The sequence below is a fragment of the Parafrankia discariae genome (genome assembly GCF_000373365.1).
Lineage (GTDB): Bacteria > Actinomycetota > Actinomycetes > Frankiales > Frankiaceae > Parafrankia > Parafrankia discariae.
Map to the genome: position 1 here is coordinate 169,666 of NZ_KB891285.1, position 19,603 is coordinate 189,268.

The window sequence follows — 19,603 nt, forward strand, 5'->3', positions numbered from 1 at the left end:
CCACAGGGCCGGTCGTGAGGTGGGCCGGTCGTGACCTGGAGCGGCCGATCCGTGGCCTGGGCCGGTCCTCCCGCGCGGTCCCGGCGTCTCGCGCGGTCCCGGTGTCTCAGCCCTGGGGCGTGGGCGGTGTGGTCGAGCCGAACACCTGGCCGAGATCGGGTGCCGAGCCGATGACGACCGGCACGACCCCGAGCAGCAGGAACGCGGGCAGAAAGCAGAGCCCGAGTGGCGCGACGGCCAGGACACCCGCCCGGCGGGCGGCCGCGATGGCCGCGGCGTGGGCCTCCTGCCGGGCACGGTCCCCGATCCTGGTCAGCGTCGCGGCCAGTTTCGCCCCCGACGACTCCGTCCGGCCGATGGCGGCGGCGGTCGCCGTCACCACGCGGGTCTCCCGGCGCCGGCTCGTACCGCGACGGACGGTCGTGCGCCGGTCGTCCCGGCGCCGCCCCACCGCGCGGGACGAGCCGGCGCGGCCGGTCCCGGCGCGGGCCGCTCCCGGACGAGGGGAGCCGCCGGGGCGAGGCGCGCTGTTGGGGCGAGGCGTGCCGTTGGTGCGAGGCGCGCCGCCGGCTGCCAGGAGCCGGTCGCAGGCCTCGTCGACGGGGACGCCCCGGCGCATGGCCCGGCCGGCGGCTTTCAGCTGCGAGCCCGCCGCGCCGCCCGTCGCCACGCCGACGACCTCCAGAGCGTGCTGGGTGGTCGCACCCGACCGCAGGCACGCGGCCACGAGGTCGAGGGCGAGGGGAAGATCGGCCAGGAGTCGGCGCCGGTACTCGCGCGAGGTCGGGCCGCCCCGGCGTCGGCCGGCGGGTGGCGGGCCCGCGCATACCGGCGGCACTTGGGCCTGCACTCCGTCCGCGATGCGGCGCAGCCAGCGCAGTCCCGCGAGGTCGAGCAGGACGCCCGCGGTCAGGCAGGCCCGGCCGGCCGATCCGGTCAGCAGGACCTCCACCGGCGACGCGCCGACGAGCGCGCCCAGCGCGAGCCCGAGCAGGGGCAACCCCGCCACCAGCCGACCTGATGATCGTGGCCCGGCGAGCGCGGACGCCAGCTCGTCGGCCCGGGCCGCGTCGGCCCGGGCGGCGTCGGCGAGCATGGTCGCTACCGGGGCGAGCCGGACGCCGGCCAGCCGGCAGACCCGGTACGCCGTCGCGAGCTGGCGCAACGCGGAGGCCTCGCACCGGGCCAGCAGGCGCGCCGGATCCTCCGCGCGGGGCAGCAGCTCGCGTAGGCGCCCGAGGTCGAGCCCGCCGGTGGGCAGCCCGGCTGCGCCCGCCCGGCTCCGGCGGTCGCCGTGGCCCGCGCCGCGTCGCCGGCGGCGGTGCCGGGTCGGCAGATCGCCGACTGAGAACAGGGCGGTCCGGAGGGCCTCGTCGGGGGCCGCCCCGGCATCGAGCTCGGTCGACAGAGCGGCCAGCACGTCCTCGGCCGCGCCGCGCAGCTCCGCCTCGTACCGCTGGTCGGCCGCCCGCCGGACGGCGAGCTGCGCCGCCCGGGCGACGACGACGGCAAGACCGGCGAGCGGGCCGGCGAGAGCCGTCCCGGAGACGACCAGACCGAGCCGCGCCGCCGCGCCGGCGAACTTCGAGACGGCCGCCCGCCGCCCGCGGCCATCGGCGGTCACAGCACCGCCTCCGGCACGTTCTCCGCCGCCGCGGCCTCCGCCGGTGGAGGCGCCGGCGCCTCCGCCGGTGGAGGCGCTGACACGCTCGCCGGCGGCGGCGATCCGGTGACCGGGGCCGGCCGCGGACCGCGCCGGACCGGGGCGGCCTGATCGAAGGGCCACAGCGAGACTCCACGATCGCGCAGGAGCGAGCGTAGGACGGGAAGCCCCTCACGTTCGACGCCGGCGAACGGACGCCCTCCGTAGTGGACCGGGCCGGTTCCGCCGGCCAGCGCGGGCACGATCCGCACGATCCCGTCGGCGCCGCGGCACACCACGCCGATGCCGGTCACGCGGCGGGCGCCGTCGCCGTCGCGGCCGAGATGGACGGCGACGTGCACGGCCGCGGCCAGGTGGCTGTGCAGCGCGGCGCGCGGCAGGCCGGCGAGCGCCCCGAGGGCCTCGAACCGGGCGGGCACCGTCTCGGCTGTGTTGGCGTGGACCGTACCCATCCCGCCCTCGTGACCGGTGTTCATCGCCATCAGGAGGTCGAGCACTTCCGGCCCCCGCACCTCGCCGACGACCAGCCGGTCCGGGCGCATCCGGAGCGCCTGCCGGACGAGTTCACGCTGGGTGATCTCGCCCGCGCCCTCGATGTTGGGCGGGCGCGCCTCCATCCGCACCAGGTTGACCCGGGTGAGGACGAGCTCGGCGGTGTCCTCGATCAGCACGACCCGTTCGTTCGCCGGGACGGCGTCGAGGAGCGCGGCGAGCAGGGTGGTCTTCCCGGTGCCGGTCCCGCCGCTGATCACGGCCGTCAACCTGGCGGCGAGGACGGCGCGCAGCACGACCGTCTCGGACGGCCCGATCGTGCCCAGCGCGGCGAGCTCGTCCAGAGTGAACGGCCGGGGCCGCGGCCGGCGTAGCGAGAGGCACGTCCCGCCGAGCGCGGGTGGGGAGAGAACCGCGTGCAACCGGATCCCGTCGGGCAGGCGGACGTCGACGTACGGCATCGCCGTGTCCAGGCGCCGGCCGCCGCTGCCGGCGAGCCGAACGGCGAGCGCGCGGACGGCGGCGTCGTCGGGGAAGCGCACGGCCGTGGGCCGCAGGCGGCCGGCCCGCTCGATCCAGACCTGATCCGGGCTGTTGACCAGGACGTCGGTCACCTCCGGGTCCCGCAGCAGGACGGCGAGCGGCCCGAGCCGTTGCTCGCCGCCCGCGGCCGCGCCGGAGGTCCTCGGGTCGGCGTCGGGTTCGCCGCCCCGGCCAGGACCGCCGCCGGTGATCCGACCGGGCTCCGCCGCCCCGGCCACCCCGGTCATCGGCGTGCTCCGCCGTCCAGCCCGAGCTCCGCGATGAAGAGGTCACTGAACTTGATGATCGATGCCCCGACTCGGGACTCCGAGCCGGTCGCCGCGTTGCCGTCGGCGTCCCGATCGGTGGTCCTGTCCGTGGCATCTGAGCGCGGCTTGCCCGAAGTGCGACCTGTGGTCGGACGGTCTCCCCTGCCGCCCGCCGCCTGCGGCCGGCCCGGGGCGGCGAGCAGGGTGGGGCTCGCTCCGGGCTCGTCGTGGATCACCCCGGCCAGCGGGAGACCCAGCCTGGCCGCGACCGCGCCGGCCGTCGCCGAGCGCCCGGACGGGTCCGTCCCCCGGGTCGTCGCCGGGCCGCCGCGGCCGCCGGAACCTGGCGGTGGCAGCCGGACGACCAGCCTGACGTCGGAGCAGGTGCGAGCGGCGTGCGCGACCACCCGGGCCGCCGCGGCGGTCGCCCACGGCTGCGTCGTCACGACGACGAGCACCGTCTCGCAGAGGAACAGGCCGACGTCGCAGGCCGGGTCGGCCGAGCGGGGGAGGTCCGCGACGATCAGGTCGGCGCTCCCGCAGGCCGTGGCGAACAGGGCGCCGACCGCCGCGGGCGGCAGCACCGGGATCGTCGCGCGGTCCCAGGAGAGCACGGGCAGGTCGCCGCCGGTCATGGTCGGCCCCGCGAGCAGCCAGTCCAGGAAGCTCCCCTCCTCCTCGTGGGCGAAGGGCTCCTCGCGTGAGCCCCCGCCGCCCGCCATGCCGCCACCGGTGGCGCGGCCGTGCGTCCCGCCGGGAACCGCCGGGCCGGGCCGGTGCCGCCGTGACCACCCGCCCGGCGGCACCGGACGCTCGCCGCGGTGCGCCCCGTGGCGGGCGGTGGTGAGCGGGCCGCTGCCGCTCTCCGGCGACGGGCCCGCCGCCCGAGGGCCCGCCGGTGACGGGCCCGCCGCCGGCCTGGAACCCGGTGCCGCGGTCGTCGGCGCTTCGCCGACCGGTGCGCCGGCCGCCGCCGGCCCGCGGACCGGTGCGCCGGACGTCGGCGCCTCGGACGTCGGAGCGTCGGCCGGTCGCGGGTACCCGGGTGGCCCGTCGGCGTCGGAGGCGTTGTCGCCCACCGCGATGCCGCCGAACGGGTCGACCTCCAGCAGCACCGAACGGACGCCGCGCCGCAGCCCCGCGCGGGCGAGGGCCACCGCGAGGGTCGTCGAGCCGACCCCGCCCCGGCCACCGAGGACGCCCACCGTCCGCGACCGTCGCCGCGCCGCGTCGGCCGCTCGCGAGAAGAGGTTGACCAGCCAGGTCTCGGCCTCGGGCAAAAAGATGACGTGCTCGGCGTTGATCAGCAGGGCCAGGTTCCAGGTGCGGTGATCGTCGACGTCGGCGCCGACGAGAACGATGTCGGACCGTTCCGGCAGGCCCGCGGCGACGCAGGCGGCGGCGCGGTCGGCGCCGACGACGACGAGCGGCGCGCTCGCCCAGTACCGGCTCGCGGCCCGGGCCGTCGGCGCGACCGTGACGGCCGATCCCGCCGCGGCCGCGAGCCGGAGCAGGTCGTCCAGCAGGTCGGGCGCGTCGGTGACGACGAGGGGCCGTTGGCGACGGCTGTCGTCGACTGATGTCAGGGGCTTCGCGGGAGTCATGGCGGGGCCCGTCCCTTCGGCGCGGGTGGCTGTGTGCGGCCACCATGCGTCGGGCGCCCCGCCCTGAGTGGATCTTCAGTGTCGGCGCCGTCGTGCTATAAGAATCGTTTCGAGTGGAGGTCGCCTTCGCCAGGCGCCCTGCCGGGCTGGGTCGGGCTGGGTCAGCCTCGGGAGAGGGCCTCGCACACCGCGAGCGACTCCCGCGCCGCCAGCTCCAGCGCCCTGGCACAGTGCCGCACCCAGACCCCGACGCCCTCGGCGCCACCCGCGATGTACGCGGCGAGCGCGGCGCGGTAGTCCGGCTCCGCACCCGCACCCGCACCCGCACCCGCACCCGCACCCGCACCCGCGTCGGCGCCCGCACCCGCGTCGGCGCCCGCGCGGTCCAGCTCGAGGTGGCCGACGTCCGTCGCGACGAGCGCCTTGGGGTCGAGCCCGCGGCTGACCAGGACGAGGCGCGCGGCGGCGCGGGCGATGATCCCATCGAGCGCGCCGAACGGGCGGATCGCGAGCAGCTCACCGTGCGTGATCGCCGCGACCACGATCGCGGGAGCCCTGGTCGGCACGGTCAACACCGCGGTGAGCCCGTCCAGGCGCTGGGACATCTCCGCGGCCGGAACCGCCGGAACCGCCGGCACGGCCGGAGACCCCGCGACGGCCGCCGGGCCGGCCCCGGTGCCGCCGGCCGGCGGCCATGCGATGTCCGTCGCGGCGTCCGTTCGTGGCCGGCCGAGCACGTCGTCGGGAAGCAGCCCGCGCCCGGCGAGGAGGTGCATGCGCGCCAGCGCCTGGCGTGGTGCGCGCTCCCAGGCGGAGGAGAGCGTGCCCAGCTCCGCGTAGAGGCGTACCGCGCCCAGGGTCACGGCCAGTGAACGTTCCCACGGGTCGGCCGACTGGCCGGCCGACACGGCGGGACGGTCGTCGTCCCGGCCGGTCTCGCCCAGCCGGGCCCGCAGCGCGTCCAGCGCGATGTCGTGGCCCTCCAGCGCGGCCGAGGCGCGGGCCGCCCGCAGCGACGCCTCGGCGGTCACCTCGGCACTCTGGCGCCGCAGGACGCGATGCCGCAGGAGCGCGTCGACGGCCGCGCGGGCCGCCGTCGCGGCCTCGTCGACACCGGGAATCGCCGCAACCTGGCTCAATGGGTCGGTTCCGACGACTGATACCGACGAACGTGCTGTCACCCCGCAGACGCTACCCCGGTCGGGTTCGCCGGCACCGGCCCACCATGTGCGCGCGGGACGCCGCGTCGTCCGCCATCAGGTGTGCCCGGCGGCGTGAAGTGGGTGAATCGTCCTCCGGATCACATCGCTCCTTCGGGTTGTTGCCCCCCGTGGTCCGCAACGAACGGTCACACTGCAGGCAGGGCATCCGGACGGGTCGGCCGCGTGACGGCGGCCGTGCGCGCTCCCGGGAGGGCATCGGTCGGCGGACCTGACCACAGGGCCCGCGCACCGACTTCGAGAGGGAGGGCCAGTGTGCCGATGACGACCGACAACTCGCGAGCGGGGCGGGAACCGACGCTGGGGGAGCTGGTCGCGCTCGCGACCCGGGACATGTCGTTGCTGATCCGCCAGGAGATCGAGCTCGCCAAGGCGGAGCTCGCGCGGCAGGCGGTGTCGGCCGGGCTCGGCATCGGGTTCCTCGCCGCGGCGGCCGGCCTCGGCCTGGGCGCGTTCATCGCCGGCACGGTGTTCCTGGGCGAGCTGTTCACCTGGGCGGGCCTGGAACGCTTCTGGGCGTACCTGTTGACGGCGGTGCTCTACCTCGCCGTGGCCGGCCTGCTCGTGATCTTCGCCGTGACCAGGTTCAAGCGTCTCGCGCCGCCCGAACGGACCATCCAGACCGTCCGCGACGACATCGCCTGGCTGCGCAATCCGACAAACGGATCCAACGGCTCGGCGCGGGCGCGCCCGAAGCCGGGAGGCACCGGGACGACGCCGGCGCCGACGGCACACCTGGAGGACGGCCCCGGCCTCCACTGAGACCGCCCAGGTCGCGGCGGCCCGGCGATCCGGGTGACCCGCGCGACCGCTGGTCGGCCCGGCCGCGGGATCTGCCATCCTGACAGGCGATGGAGGATGCCACACCCGAGTCCGCCACGGTTCTCGTCGACGGGCCGTGGCGCCACCGCGACATATCGACCAACGGGACCCGCCTGCACGTCGCCGAGGCCGGCGCGGGGCCGCTGGTTCTCCTCCTGCATGGCTTCCCGCAGTTCTGGTGGACGTGGCGCAGCCAGCTCCGGGACCTCCCGCCGGCCGGCTACCGGGTGGTCGCCGCGGACCTGCGCGGGTACGGCGCCAGCGACAAGCCGCCGAGAGGCTACGACGCGTTCACGCTGGCCGACGACGTCGCCGGCCTGGTGCGGGCCCTCGGTGAGCGGGACGCGGTGATCGTCGGGCACGACTGGGGCGGCCTGCTCGGCTGGACGACAGCGGTCCGCCGCCCGCGGGTGGTGCGCGCGCTGGCCGTGATCGGCATGCCCCATCCGCTGCGGATCCGCCGCCAGATCGCCGTGGACCCCCGCGGGCAGGGCCTGGCCAGCCGCCATCTGGCCGCCTACCAGCTGCCGTGGCGGCCTGAGCGTCGCCTCGTCGCCGACGGGGCGGCGTATGTCGGCGAGCTGCTGAGGTACTGGGGCGGACCGGGCTACCCGACACCGGAGACCGAGGCCCGCTACCGCCGCGCGATGCGGATTCCCGGCGTCGCGCACAGCTCCCTGGAGTACCACCGCTGGGCCGTGCGCTCGCTGTTCCGTCCCGACGGGGCGCGTTTCGCCGAGTTGCTCCGGACTCCGGTGCGGGTGCCGACGCTGCAACTGCACGGACGTCTCGACCGCTGTTTCCTGCCGTCCACGGCGGCCGGGTCGGATCGCCACGTGGCCGCCGACTACTCCTGGCGGCTGTACGACGGACTGGGCCACTTCCCGCACGAGGAGGACCCCGACACCGTCACCCGCGACCTGATCGCCTGGCTGGCCGAGATCACGCCCGACCGGGCCCCCACCGCCGAAGCCACGCCCGAGCCCGCACCGGACGCCGAGCCCGAGCCGGCACCGGACGCCGGACCGGCACCAGACGCCCGATCGGAGTCCGGGCGGCGGTGACCCCGCTCGTCAGTCGCAGCTCTGGGTGCTCACCGGCACGAGGGCCTGGGCTCCCTGCCGCGCGGGCTCGCTGACCTCGTCGGCCGTCAGCACGTACCCGGTGTCGTTGTTGTCGGTGGCGGCGGCGAAGACCACGCCGTAGACCGTTCCGGCGCTGGAGAGCAGTGGCCCGCCGGAGTTGCCCGGCCGGACCCGCCCGCGGATCGCGTAGATCTCGCGGCGCACCGTGCCACGGGAGTAGATGTCCGGCGCCCGCGCGGTCTGCTCGTTGCGGATGCGCGCGGCCACGGTGGTGTACGGGCCGTCCTGGGGATAGCCGGCGACGACCGCCGAGTCGCCGGTGTCGCCGGGCGGCTCGGACTGGAAGCGCAGCGGCGGCCGGAGCAGCCCCGGCACATACAGGACGGCCACGTCCCGGTCGGGGTCGAACAGCACGACCTCGGCCCGCAGCGTCCCGGAGTCCACCTCCACGACGGCCTCGGTGACACCGGCCACGACGTGCGCGTTCGTCATCACCCGCTGGGGCGCGAAGACGAAGCCGGTGCCCTCCACCTGCTTCCCGCAGGACGGCGCCTGCCCCCGCACCTTGATGATGCTCGCCGCGGCGTCCCGCACGGCGGGCGCGCCGACGATCGCCGGGTCCGGTGGGTCGGCGGCCACGATGCGCTCACCGTCCAGGCCGGCGAACACCTCGGGGAAGCCCTGGTCGTCCATCAGCCGGCGCAGGTCGGAGAAGGTGTGCCGGACGTCGTCCGGCATGGTGGTGTCGACGACGCCCAGCACCTCGGACCCGCGGGCGGCGCGGGCGAGAGTCTGGAACGGCGAACGGTCGACGGCGGTCGCGACGAGCCAGGCGACCAGCAGCACGGACACGCCGGAGAGCACGGCGCCGGCGACCGAGTCCAGCCGCTGGCCCGGCCGCCAGGTGAGCCGGCCGCGCAGGGTCGCCCCGAGCGCCGTGCCCGCGACCTGCCCGATGAGGGCCAGGCCGACCACGACGAGGAGGCCGACCAGCGCGCCGTCCTCCTCGCGGCCGATGAGCTCGGCGAAGGGCCGCGCCACCTTGGCGCCGAGTACGCCGCCGCCGAGGAAGCCGACGAACGACAGCGCCCCCACCGCGAACCCCTGGCGATACCCGGAGACCGCGAACATCACGACCAGGACGATCAGAACGAGATCGAGAAGGTTCACCGGGGCTCGTCGGCCGAGCTCAGACGATCACAAGGGTGGCGGTCATGCCCTGGTGCAGGGTGCAGACCACCGGATATCGCCCGGGCCTGTCGGCGGTGAACGTGATCGACTGTGAGTTGCCGGCGCTGACGATCCTCGTGGTGGCACCGGGGATGGCGGAGATGACGAAGTTGTGCGGCGCGGACCCCTTGGCGACCGAGAAGTCGACCCGGATCGTGCCGGGGTGGGCGACGAGCTCCCGGGCGGAGAACGTCTGGTCCACCTGGCCGACCACGGCGAAGACCTGGACACCGTCACTGACGCTCGGGGCCAGCGTCGCCGCGGCCGAAGGTGGGCCGGCGTCGTCGCCACCGCTCCCGCACCCGGTCAGCGCGGTGAGCACCGCCACGGCCGTGGCCAGCGCGACCAGGGCCGATCGAGCGGATCTTGAGGTCATCTTCCGACGGTACCGCCCGCTTCGCCGAGTGGTTCCCGCGGCTCCACCACCGCGCGGGGGAGGGCCATGGCCGCGGAGATCGCCGCGGTGATCTCGGGTACGTCCACCCTCGTCGTGGTGTCCCACGGGCGCTCCCACCCGCCGGCCCGCAGCAGGGCGTCCAGGACGCCCGCGGTGAAGCCCCAGACGGTCATACCGCGGACGCGGAACGCCGGACTGCCGAAGCCGGACGGATGCCACAGCAGGATCCGGTTGGCCGGGTCGGCGAGCTCCGCGACGGGCACCCGGGCCACCGAGGACGTCTCCGCCGGGTCGACCGCGTCCACCGCGCTGGGCGCGCGCCACCAGGCGAGCACGGGGGTGACGAGGAAGTGGCTCGCCGCCAGGTAGAGCGGGCTGGCGGTGGCCAGGACCTCGACGCCGGCCGGGTCGAGCCCGACCTCCTCCTCCGCCTCGCGCAGCGCCGTCGCGGCCATCGACGCGTCGGTCTCGTCGGCGCCACCGCCCGGGAACGCCGGTTGCCCGGCGTGGTCGCGCATGTCGGCGGCCCGCTGCAGGAGCAGCACGTCCGGCCCCTGCGGACCCTCCCCGAACAGGATCAGGACGGCCGCGGCCCGCCCACCCGGCCGCGTCTGACGGTTGTGTCGCGTCTGGACGGGGATGCCGTCGCCCACCGCCGCCACCAGCGCGGTCAGCCACGGCGGAACCGGGGCGGGGTCGCTCACCGCGCCGCCTCGGCGTCCCCACGGACGAGCCGGGCCGCCTCGGCCGCCTCGGTCGGGCCGGCACCGAAGGACGGGCACAGCCGCGCGACGGCGCAGGCGCCGCAGGCCGGCCGGCGGGCGTGGCACACCCGGCGGCCGTGGAAGATCATGCGGTCGGAGGCGATCGTCCAGTCGCGCCGCTCGATCAGCGCGGCGAGATCGCTCTCGACCCGGACGGGATCGCTCTCGGTGGTCAGGCCGAAACGGCGGGAGAGCCGCCCGACATGGGTGTCGACCGTGATCCCGGGGACGCCGAAATAATGGCCCAGCACGACGTTCGCGGTCTTGCGGCCCACGCCGGGCAGGGTCACCAGGGCCTCCAACCGGCCCGGGACCTCGCCGTCGAAACGCTCGACCAGGGCGGCGCCGATGCCCATCAGCGAGTTCGCCTTCGCCCGGAAGAAGCCGGTGGGCCGCAGGATCGCCTCGAGCTCGTCGCGGTCCGCGGCGGCGTAGGCGGCGGCGGTGGGGTAGCGGGCGAAGACGCCCGGCGTGACCTCGTTGACCTTCTTGTCCGTGCACTGCGCCGACAGCACCGTGGCGACGAGAAGCTCCAGCGGACCGCTGAAATGCAGCGCGATGCGGGCGTCGGGGTGGAGCTCGCCGAGGGCGCGCACGATCCGCCGGGCGCGCCGGGTGCGCGCCAGCGCCGTCTCGGCTTGCGCGTCGACGGTGGTTGCCATGCCTCGCAGCGTATCCGCCGGGTCAGCCCGCGGGACCCGTCGCTTCGCCGTGGTCCGGCAGGGCGCGTCGACCCCCCGGGTGCGGGCTCGCGGCCGACATCGGCGACCATGGACAGGCCATGTTTGTCTTTGCCGCGATCACGTTCCCATTGGTGCTGCTCGCGCTCCTGCTGGCGATGGAGCGGGTCGAGCGGCCACTCAACGCCGCCGACACGGGCAAGGGGCTCGAGGGCTTCCTCGACAGCGCCCGCCCCGACGAGGTCGCCACGTTCGTCCAGCAGGGCCTGCCGGCCGCGCTCGAGCGTTACCGGCGCCGGCTTCGCCGCACGCCGCCGGGCAAGCACCGTGCCGCCTGACGGGCAACCAGGGCGGCCCCGGGCGTGTCGCGTGTCAGGCCCTCCAGACCCCCGAACGACCCTCCGACAACCCTCCTGAACTGGGTCGGGCTGTGCCGATGTGACCCCCGCCGGAAGTGGCACGATCGGGCCGGTGCCGATCGGCCGTACTGAGCAGATTGTGACCTGAACCACTTTGGTGGTCCTTCCTGCGTCACTTTACGTATCAGAACAGAGCATTCGGGTGCATCTGCGTGACCTGGTCAGGCCGATGGGGGTCCCTGACCGTGCTCTGCGTCCCGCGTCCTGGCATGCTCAGGGCGTGGACGATCTGCTAGCCCGCGTTCCGCTGTTCGCCGGGTTGTCCGAGCCCGACCGCCAGGCGCTTTCCGATCACCTGGACCGGCAGGACGTGACCCGTGGCGATGTGCTGTTCCGCGAAGGGGATGTCGGCGACCGCGTTTTCGTGGTCCTGTCCGGCAAGGTCAAGATAGGACGCCAGTCCGCCGATGGGCGGGAGAACCTGCTGTATGTGATGGGGCCGGGAGACCTGTTCGGAGAGCTCTCCCTGTTCGATCCCGGGCCGCGCACCGCGACGGCGACCGCCGTGACCGACGCGTCGCTCGTCGCGCTGGAGCACACCGCGCTGCGGCCCTGGCTGCGTTCCCGGCCCGAGGCCGGAGCGTTGCTGCTGCGTGTGCTGGCCCGCCGCCTGCGGCGGACCAACGACACGATGGCGGACATGGTGTTCACCGACGTGCCCGGTCGCGTCGCCAAGGCGCTGCTCGACCTGGCCGACCGCTTCGGCGAACCGGCCCAGCCGGGTAACGAGGCGGCCGGGGTCCGGGTCGAACACGGCCTCACTCAGGAGGAGCTGGCCCAACTCGTCGGAGCCTCGCGGGAGACGGTGAACAAGGCGCTCGCCGACTTCGCCACCCGTGGGTGGCTCCGGCTGGATTCCCGCGCCGTCGTGCTGCTCGATCGTGAGCGGCTCGCCCGCCGGGCCCGCTGAACCCACCGCCGGTTTGAAAACCGGCCTGTCCCCTGCCCGCTCGTCCCCCGGATCCGCCGCCGCCGCCGGATCCGGGGGACGCATCCGCGCGGCAGACGTCCCATGCGGCAGACGTCCCATGCGGCAGCCGGCCGCCGGCTGTGTGGCTGGCGGCCGTCCAGCGCGCTGACCACGAACGTTCGTGGGTCGTGCGGACGACCTCGTACCGGCGCCCTGTCCGAAGGCCGGGCGGACCGCCATGTATCGGACAGGCTTCCTCGCGCTCCGGGGGCAGCCTGCTCGCCCTTTCGTACCCTTCTCGCCTTTTCGGGCAGCATCCCGGTCGAAACGACCCCCGAAACGGCGAGAAAGAAACCAGACGGCGAGTGGCTGAGCCCCGCACCGCGGACAGCGTCCTCTTCCTGATCTTCCCGCGCCGACCTGCCCGAGGGGGATGCGGGGGATCATCCGACGTCACCGGTGTCACGGCGGTGTAAGCCACCGCCGTGCGGCTACCGGCCGGTGCCCTCGGCGGGCGGCATCTCCACCGAGGGCACGGTCTCACCAGACGGGTCGGACGCCGGCACCACCACGATCGGTGATCGCGACAGGCGCACCGCCGACCTGGCCCGCGCCGCCGACCCGTTCACACTCACCTTCGCCAGCGCGGCCGCCGCGCCCAGCCCGTCCTGGGCGCTCAGGTCGTCCTGGGCGGCCGGACCGTCCTGCGGCGCGCTCAGTCCATCCGCCGCGCTCAGCCCATCCGCCGCGCTCAGCCCATCCGCCGCGCTCAGCCCGTCCTCCGGGCCCGGGGCGTCTGGCGCGCCCAGGCGGTCCTCCGCGTCGAGGCCGTCCTCCGTGCCGAGGCCGTCTGGTACGCCGAGGTCGTTTGGAACGGATCCCGGCAGGGCCGCGAGCAGCCGCCGGGTCTGCGGCGCCTCGCTGACGGCGCCGGTGGCCGTCGCGGCGGCCAGAGCCTGCTCGTAGGCCTCGCGGCTGCCCTCGATGTCACCGTGCGCCGCCAGGACCGTTCCCAGCGCCCGGTACGCCAGCACCTGGGCCCGGACGTCCTCGGCGTCCACTCCGACCGCCTGGCGGGCTACCCGCAGGGCCTCGTCGGGCTCGCCCGCGTCGAGCAGGGTGCCCGCGAGATGGGCGTAGGCCTGCCGGCGCGGGAACATCAGCGTCGCCGGCTCGCTGGCGGACAGCGCGCCCCGCAGCTCGGTGATCGCCTCGTCGAGGCGGCCGCGCGCCCGCGCGATCTGCGCGACGAGCACCTTCGCCCCGAGCTGGGCGTGCGGGCGCAGCTCCAGCCGGTCCAGGTCGGCCAGGGCCCGCTGGGCGGCCTCCTCCGCGGCGTCCACCTCGCCGGCGTCCAGCCGGGTCAGGCCGAGCAGCACCTGGGCGAAGGCGCCGATGAGCACGTGCCCGGTGGACGCCGCCTCCGCGCACGCCTCGGTCAGCAGGTCCGCCCCGCGCCGGGGGCGGCCGGCCCCGCGGGCGGCCAGCCCGCGCGCGATGAGGGTCATGGTGCGCCCCCAGCTGTCGCCGGTCTCGGTGAACAGCTCCGCGGCGCGGGCCGCCTCGGTCTCGGCGGTCTCGATGTCGCCGAGCTCGGCCGCGGCGACCGCGTCGATCGTCAGGCAGACCGCCTGTCCCCAGCGCTCGCGCATCGACTCGGCGAGGTTGATGAGCACCCGGGAGACCTTGCGGGTCCGGGTGAGCTGGCCGGAGAGCAGCAGCACGAGGGCCTCGGTACCGGAGCACCAGCCGAGCCCACCGGCGTCCTCCAGCCGCTCGAACACCGCGGATGCCTCGCGCAGCGTGCGCTCGGCCTGCGCGTAGTCCCCCCGGGTGGTGGCGCTCCACGCCAGGTGCTGCAACGCCCACCCGACCCCGCGGGGGTCGTCGACCCGGCGGGCCAGGGAGAGCGCCTCGCGGTAGCGCTCCTCGGCGGCCTGGATACGGCCGGCGGCGTACTCGAGCAGGCCGAGCCGGCGCAGCGCGGCGGCGACCGCCCGGTCGTCGCCGGCCCGGTGCGCGGCCTCCAGCGCCGTGATCAGCGACTGGCGGGCCTCCTCGCCGCGGCCCTGCTTCTGCCGCAGCTCACCGAGCACCGCGTAGGCGGCGGCGCGCCGGCTCGGGACGTTCACCCGCAGCGCCGGGCGCAGCGTGCGTTCCGCCTCGTCGAGGCGGCGCAGCCAGACCAGCGCCTCGGCGTGCAGGATCCGCACGTTGATGTCGTCGTCGCCGTCGATCACGCCCCGCCCGAGCCGGCGGGCGTCGGCGAGCAGGTCCGCGGCGGTCCGGTGGTCGTCGCGGGCCAGCGCCGAGCGGGCCAGCCGGACGTGCGCGTGGAAGCCGGCCTCCCGCGCCGACCAGGCCGGGTCGCCGGCGGCCAGCGCCATCGAGGCGGCCAGGTCGTAGGCGCGCAGCGCGTGCGTGGCGACGAAGGTCGACACCTCACGCGACGAACCGATCATCGCCGTGACGCCCCAGCGCGCGGCCGTGGCGTGCCGGCGCGCCCGCTCCACCTTCGGCAGGCCCGAGTAGGCGACGTCGCGCGCCATCGGGTGCACGAACCGCCACAGGGTCTCGCCCTGCCGCGGCGGGCGGACGATCTGACGTTCGGTGAGCACCGACAGCGCGCGCTCGACCTCGGCCGCCGGGCGCTCGCCGACGACCTGGAGCGCCTCGGCGGGGAAGCGCGCGCCGAGCACGGCCGCCGCCCGCAGGGCGGCCTTGGCCGCCGCGTCCAGGTCGTCGATCCTGGCGGCCAGCACCGACTGGACACCGGCGGGCAGGACGGTCGCGGCCAGCGAGCCCTCCAGTACCCAGCGCATCCCCTCGCCGCCGCCCGGGTCGGGCACCTGGTGCAGCAGACCGCGGTCCACCAGCAGGTTGAGCAGCTCGGTCAGGAAGAACGGGTTCCCGTGCACCCGGGCCAGCAGCTCGGCCTGGGTCGCCCGGGAGAGCCCGGGCTCACCCAGGTAGTCCTTGAGCAGGGCGCGGGCCGCGTTCTCCGGCAGCGGGCTGAGCGCGATCCGGCGCGCGCCGATGAGGTCGGAGAACTGCGGGCTCTCCCGGTCGAGCAGGACGAGCATCACCGGGCCGTTGAGGGTCGTCGTCAACCGGCGCAGGGCCGTCGTCAGCCGGCTGGTCGCCCACTCCAGGTCGTCGACGACGACCAGCACCGGGTTGCGGACCGCCAGCGCGCTCAGCAGCAGACCGACCGTCTCGACGGCGTCGTCGACCGCCCGCTGGACCGCCTCGCCGTGGGAGGCCCGGCTGACCGGGTCACCCGGCGGGGTGGTCGCCCCGGCGCTGGGACGGCGGTCCGGCGGCACGCCGAGCATCCCGAGCAGGCGGTCGCCGATGCCGCTCGGCAGCTTCGTCCCGAAGATCGGGTGGGTCAGGCCGGCGACGGTGCGGCGCACCCGGTCGGCGACCCGGTCGAGGGTGTCGCCGTCGGTGATGCCGCACGCCCCGCGGATGAGGTCGATCAGCGGGGCGAGGTCGCGGACGTCGCCGTGGCGCACGGTGCGCCCCCACAGCACGGTCGCGCCCGCGGCCTCGACGGCCTCGGCCAGCTCCCGAGCCAGCCGGGTCTTGCCGATGCCGGCCTCGCCGATGATCACTGCCATGTCGGGCTGGCCGGCGTCGACCACGCCGGCGAAGTAGCGGTTGAGCTCGGCCAGCTCCCGATCGCGCCCGATGAACGTCGCGTCGTCGGCCAGGCCCGGCCGGGCGATGTTGGACGGACGCAGGCTGACCAGCTCGTAGGCGGGCACCGGCTCGCGCTTGCCCTTGAGCACCAGGGGCGGCAGGTCGCGCCAGGTGGCGACGGAACGGGTGGCGGTGACCGTGTCCCGACCGGCGTAGACGGTGCCCACCGCGGCCGCGCCGGACAGCCGCGCGGCGGTGTTCACCGTGTCCCCGATGACCGTGTAGGACAGCGCCGCCTGCACACCGGCGAGCACCTCGCCGGTGTTGACGCCGACCCGCAGACCGAGCGGGCTGCTGTCGCCGCCCTCGTCCATGATCAGGCGGCGGGCCGTCTCCTGCATCGCGGCCGCGGCGCGCACGGCGCGCTCGGGGTCGTCCTCGTGCGCCGTCGGCGCGCCGAAGACGGCCATGATCCCGTCGCCGCTGAGGTTGTCGACCCGGCCGCCGACCTCGTCGACCTCGTGGGCGAGCGCGGCGAGGACACGGTCGGTGACCTCGCCGACCCGTTCGGGGTCGCGGTCCTCCGCCCAGGCGGTGAAGTCGGACAGGTCGCCGAACAGGACGGTGACGACCCGGCGCTCGGCGGCCTCGGCGCGTGGCGTGTCGGTCTGGGTGAACCGGAGCCCGCAGTTGAAGCAGAACCGCCCGCCGGGCACCGTCGGGGTGCCGCATCTGGGGCAGACCAGCGGACCGGTCGTGGGGGAGCTGATCACCATCGTGGACCGGTTCCTCTCCGCCGGAAGATCGCTGGGCCGCGCGAACCGCTGGATCGGAAGGCCGGGCCGGGGCCGGCACCGGAGCGCGCGCGGTCGGTCACGTCCCGCGGGTACGAGGGCCCGCGGTCGGTACCAATGGTCCAAAGGGTCACAAAGCGCACGAGCGGTCTCCTCCGCCGGAAAGTTTAGTGGCCTTCGTCTCCCTTTCTGGATCAAGGTGTGTCGGATGGCCGACCTGGCCCGGTTCGCCGGGATCCAGACCATGGGCGGCCAGCCTCTATAGTGGCGCAGCTCACTTGCCTACCCGGTTTCCGGGAGATGACCCGCGGCTTTCGGCAGGTTGCGGGCAGGCGCGGACCCCGGGTGGCCGCCTTGGCTGCCCCGGCCACCCGCGGTGCCCGTCGCCGGGGCCCTGACCTGCGCCGGGCCTGACGAACCGGCGCGCGCCGCGGTGGCCGCGTGCCCGCGGCGTGTCCGCCGCGCGGGTGGCTCAGCGTCGGCGGAGGTAGTCCAACTGGGCCCGAACGGACAACTCGGCCGCCGGCCACAGCGCCACGTCGACGTCCGCGTAGACGATCCGGACCACGTCGGCGGGTGTCGCCTGCTCGGCCGACGTGCCCAGAACGGCTAACGCGGAGACCACCTGATCGAGCCGCCGGGCCCGGTGCTCCAGGTAGGCCTGCGCCGCCCGCCCGGCCGCCGGCAGCTCGGGACCGTGGCCCGGCAGCACGGTGGCCTCGCCGAGCTCGCGCAGCAGGCGCAGGCTGGAGAGGTAGTCGGCCAGCCGGCCGTCGGGGTGGGCGACGACCGTGCTGCCGCGCCCCAGGATGGTGTCGCCGGTGAGCACGGCGGGGTGCTCGTCGTCGCCGGCCAGCACGAAGGACAGCGAGTCCGAGGTGTGACCGGGGGTGGCCAGCACCCGCAGCTCGACCCCGGCGGCGGCGACGACGTCCCCGGCGCCCAGGCCCTCCGAGCCCAGTCGGTGCGCCGGGTCGAGGGCGCGCACCCGCGCCCCGGTCAGCGCGTGCAGCGTCGCGGCGCCCGCGCTGTGGTCGCGGTGCCCGTGGGTCAGCAGGATCGTGCGCACCGGGCCGGCCGCCGCGACCCGGGCGAGGTGCTCGGCGTGGTCGGGGCCGGGATCGACCACCACGCAGCCGGCCTCGCCCGGCGACCGCAGGATCCAGGTGTTCGTGCCGTCGAGGGTCATCGGGCCGGGATTCGGCGCGAGGACGACGGAGGCCAGCGTCGTGACCTGACGCGGGGCGGTCACCGCGGCCCACCGCTGTGCGCGCCCGCGCCCGTGGCCGCGCCCGCGGCCGGCGCGCCGTCCGGTGCTGACAGGTGCGGGAACAACAGCCGCCAGCGGCCGTCGCTGACGTCGATCCGCGCCATGATCGGGCTGAGGTCACGGGTGCGCGCGGCCGCGAGCGCACCGGCGACGTCGTCGTGGGCCGACAGCTCGGCGAGGGTGAAGGCGGTGGGCGGGAGCATGCCGATCTCGCCGGCGACGAACCGTTCCAGCGCCTCCAGCGGGCTGATCCACAGCATCCCGTCGGCCTCGGTCGAGAGCTCGGTCGCCTGCTCGCCCGGCAGCTGCCCGGCCGGCAGCGCGGCGACGAAGAACCTGGTGTCGTACCGCCGTGGCTCCAGCTCGGGGGCGATCCAACGGGCCCACGGGGCCAGCAGGTCGGCCCGCAGGGCCAGCCCGCGCCGGGCCAGCAGCTCGCCGAGCCCGCTGCGGCGGCTCTCCACCGCCCGCCGCTCGGCGGCCCAGCCCGGATCGCCGTCGCCCTGATCAGCAGCGGCCGGCTTGCCGGTGCCCGGATCGTTCGTGCCTGGAGGATTCGTGCCTGGAGGACCAGGAGGATTCGTGCCTGGAGGACCAGCCCCGTCGGCCGGGACGGCGAGCAGGACGCCGCACTCCTCGAAGGTCTCCCGGACGGCCGCGCACACCAGGGCCCGGGCCCTGGTGTGATCGTCGTCCAGCCCCGGCATCACCTCCGCGACGGCGGGGCCGACCCACGGAAGGTCCTCGGCGGAGTCGGCCGGGTCGACCCGCCCGCCGGGGAAGACGTGCATGCCGCTCGCGAACGACATCGCCCGGGTCCGCCGGAGGAGGTAGGCCTCGATACCGGGACCGGCCGGCGCGTCCCGGAGTAAGACGACGGTCGCGGCGTCCCGGGCGGGGGACGGCTCGACGGCCAGCCGGGCCAGTCGGAGTTCCTCCTCCGGTTCCACCCGGCGGGACGTGCCGAACCGGGCGACCAGCGCCGCCTGAAGATCAACCATCCTCTGATGGTAGATCGTGCGGCCGACAGAAGACGAGGTCAGCCGGCCACGCGGACGACGAGCTCCACCTCCACGGGCGCTCCCAGGGGGAGCGCCGCGACCCCGACGGCGGAGCGCGCGTGCAGCCCGGCGGTACCGAAGACGGCACCGAGCAGCTCGCTGGCACCGTTCAGGACGACCGGCTGGCCGACGAACCCCGGCGCGCTCGCGACGAAGCCGACGACCTTCACGATCCGGATGATCGAGTCCAGGTCGCCGGCCACGGACGCCGCGGCGGCCAGCGCGTTGAGCGCGCACACCCGGGCGAGCTCGGCGGCCCGCTCGGCGGTGATCTCCGCGCCGACCAGGCCGGTCCCGGCCAGCTTCCCGGCCACCAGCGGGAGCTGCCCCGCCGTCCAGACCAGATCGCCGTCGCGCACCGCGGGCACGTAGGCCCCGGCGGGGGTGGGCACCGCCGGGAGGACCAGCCCGAGCTCGGCGAGCCGCTCGGACGGCGTCGTGGCGTCCGCGGACGGGACGGGAGCGGTCATCGTCGGAGTCGACCTTCTGTCGAGGAGGGAGCCGTCAGGGAGGGGAACGGAGACGGGTGTCCTTACCAGGACCTCGGCGCTAGGACTTCGGCCGCTTGAAGTACGCCACCAGGCTCTCCGGGTTGGGCCCGGGAACGACCTGGACGAGCTCCCAGCCGTCGGCGCCGAAGTTGTCCAGGATCTGCTTGGTGGCGTGGATCAGGAGCGGGGCAGTCAGGTACTCCCACTTGGTCTGCATGACGATGGACCCTAGAGCATCCGCGGACCGCCACCCGGTTGGGTAGGC

At 75.5% G+C, this 19,603-nt stretch carries 17 protein-coding genes; 4 read left to right on the forward strand and 13 right to left on the reverse strand.

The window, feature by feature from the left end:
- Positions 1 to 106: 106 nt before the first annotated feature.
- The 4 genes from B056_RS0133915 to B056_RS0133930 all read right to left on the reverse strand — a co-directional run bounded on the left by B056_RS0133915 (position 107) and on the right by B056_RS0133930 (position 5,689).
- The gene (locus B056_RS0133915) at positions 107 to 1,624 is read right to left on the reverse strand and encodes a hypothetical protein (protein ID WP_026240477.1); all 1,518 of its coding nucleotides are present in this window, start codon (positions 1,622 to 1,624) and stop codon (positions 107 to 109) included.
- On the reverse strand, positions 1,621 to 2,925 hold the full coding sequence (locus tag B056_RS0133920) for a TadA family conjugal transfer-associated ATPase (RefSeq protein ID WP_018506282.1): 1,305 nt from the start codon (positions 2,923 to 2,925) through the stop codon (positions 1,621 to 1,623). Before B056_RS0133920 ends, B056_RS0133915 begins: the two co-directional genes overlap by 4 nt.
- The gene (gene ssd, locus B056_RS0133925) at positions 2,922 to 4,550 is read right to left on the reverse strand and encodes a septum site-determining protein Ssd (protein WP_018506283.1); all 1,629 of its coding nucleotides are present in this window, start codon (positions 4,548 to 4,550) and stop codon (positions 2,922 to 2,924) included. Before ssd ends, B056_RS0133920 begins: the two co-directional genes overlap by 4 nt.
- A 161-nt stretch (positions 4,551 to 4,711) precedes the next feature.
- Entirely contained in the window at positions 4,712 to 5,689 is a 978-nt protein-coding gene (locus tag B056_RS0133930) for a Fic family protein (RefSeq protein ID WP_018506284.1), read from the reverse strand.
- 342 nt (positions 5,690 to 6,031) lie between these two features.
- Here B056_RS0133930 and B056_RS39040 point away from each other — a divergent pair, with 342 nt between their 5' ends.
- Together B056_RS39040 and B056_RS0133940 are read left to right on the forward strand one after the other, a co-directional pair.
- Complete coding sequence (locus tag B056_RS39040) at positions 6,032 to 6,532, forward strand: phage holin family protein (RefSeq protein WP_018506285.1); 501 nt, start codon at positions 6,032 to 6,034, stop codon at positions 6,530 to 6,532.
- A gap of 89 nt (positions 6,533 to 6,621) precedes the next feature.
- Entirely contained in the window at positions 6,622 to 7,656 is a 1,035-nt protein-coding gene (locus B056_RS0133940; RefSeq protein WP_018506286.1) for an alpha/beta fold hydrolase, read from the forward strand.
- Positions 7,657 to 7,665: 9 nt separating this feature from the next.
- On the opposite strand, the gene B056_RS0133945 is transcribed toward B056_RS0133940, so the two are convergent.
- From B056_RS0133945 to nth, 4 genes are read right to left on the reverse strand one after another with little or no spacing between them, the layout of a single operon-like run.
- Positions 7,666 to 8,847, reverse strand: coding sequence for a MarP family serine protease (locus B056_RS0133945; protein WP_018506287.1), 1,182 nt, complete (start codon positions 8,845 to 8,847; stop codon positions 7,666 to 7,668).
- 19 nt (positions 8,848 to 8,866) lie between these two features.
- The gene (locus tag B056_RS0133950; RefSeq protein ID WP_026240479.1) at positions 8,867 to 9,283 is read right to left on the reverse strand and encodes a cupredoxin domain-containing protein; all 417 of its coding nucleotides are present in this window, start codon (positions 9,281 to 9,283) and stop codon (positions 8,867 to 8,869) included.
- Positions 9,280 to 10,008, reverse strand: a complete 729-nt coding sequence (locus tag B056_RS0133955) for an NUDIX hydrolase (RefSeq protein WP_018506289.1) — start codon at positions 10,006 to 10,008, stop codon at positions 9,280 to 9,282. Before B056_RS0133955 ends, B056_RS0133950 begins: the two co-directional genes overlap by 4 nt.
- Complete coding sequence (gene nth / locus B056_RS0133960; RefSeq protein WP_018506290.1) at positions 10,005 to 10,730, reverse strand: endonuclease III; 726 nt, start codon at positions 10,728 to 10,730, stop codon at positions 10,005 to 10,007. The genes B056_RS0133955 and nth overlap by 4 nt, the downstream gene beginning before the upstream one ends.
- Positions 10,731 to 10,849: 119 nt before the next feature.
- Here nth and B056_RS0133965 point away from each other — a divergent pair, with 119 nt between their 5' ends.
- Complete coding sequence (locus tag B056_RS0133965; protein ID WP_026240480.1) at positions 10,850 to 11,086, forward strand: hypothetical protein; 237 nt, start codon at positions 10,850 to 10,852, stop codon at positions 11,084 to 11,086.
- Positions 11,087 to 11,387: 301 nt separating this feature from the next.
- A complete protein-coding gene (locus tag B056_RS0133970; protein ID WP_018506292.1) occupies positions 11,388 to 12,077 on the forward strand; it encodes a Crp/Fnr family transcriptional regulator in 690 nt (229 codons plus the stop codon).
- 491 nt (positions 12,078 to 12,568) lie between these two features.
- Here the strand turns inward: B056_RS0133970 and B056_RS0133975 are convergent, their stop codons facing one another.
- The 5 genes from B056_RS0133975 to B056_RS43805 all read right to left on the reverse strand — a co-directional run bounded on the left by B056_RS0133975 (position 12,569) and on the right by B056_RS43805 (position 19,555).
- The gene (locus B056_RS0133975) at positions 12,569 to 16,498 is read right to left on the reverse strand and encodes a tetratricopeptide repeat protein (protein WP_018506293.1); all 3,930 of its coding nucleotides are present in this window, start codon (positions 16,496 to 16,498) and stop codon (positions 12,569 to 12,571) included.
- Positions 16,499 to 16,988: 490 nt separating this feature from the next.
- Positions 16,989 to 17,768 (reverse strand): MBL fold metallo-hydrolase, encoded by a 780-nt coding sequence (locus tag B056_RS0133980; protein WP_018506294.1) that lies wholly within the window; start codon positions 17,766 to 17,768, stop codon positions 16,989 to 16,991.
- Entirely contained in the window at positions 17,765 to 18,787 is a 1,023-nt protein-coding gene (locus tag B056_RS0133985) for an NUDIX hydrolase (RefSeq protein ID WP_018506295.1), read from the reverse strand. Before B056_RS0133985 ends, B056_RS0133980 begins: the two co-directional genes overlap by 4 nt.
- A gap of 38 nt (positions 18,788 to 18,825) precedes the next feature.
- Complete coding sequence (locus B056_RS0133990; RefSeq protein ID WP_018506296.1) at positions 18,826 to 19,317, reverse strand: RidA family protein; 492 nt, start codon at positions 19,315 to 19,317, stop codon at positions 18,826 to 18,828.
- Positions 19,318 to 19,396: 79 nt separating this feature from the next.
- Complete coding sequence (locus tag B056_RS43805) at positions 19,397 to 19,555, reverse strand: DUF4177 domain-containing protein (protein WP_018506297.1); 159 nt, start codon at positions 19,553 to 19,555, stop codon at positions 19,397 to 19,399.
- Positions 19,556 to 19,603: the final 48 nt, after the last annotated feature.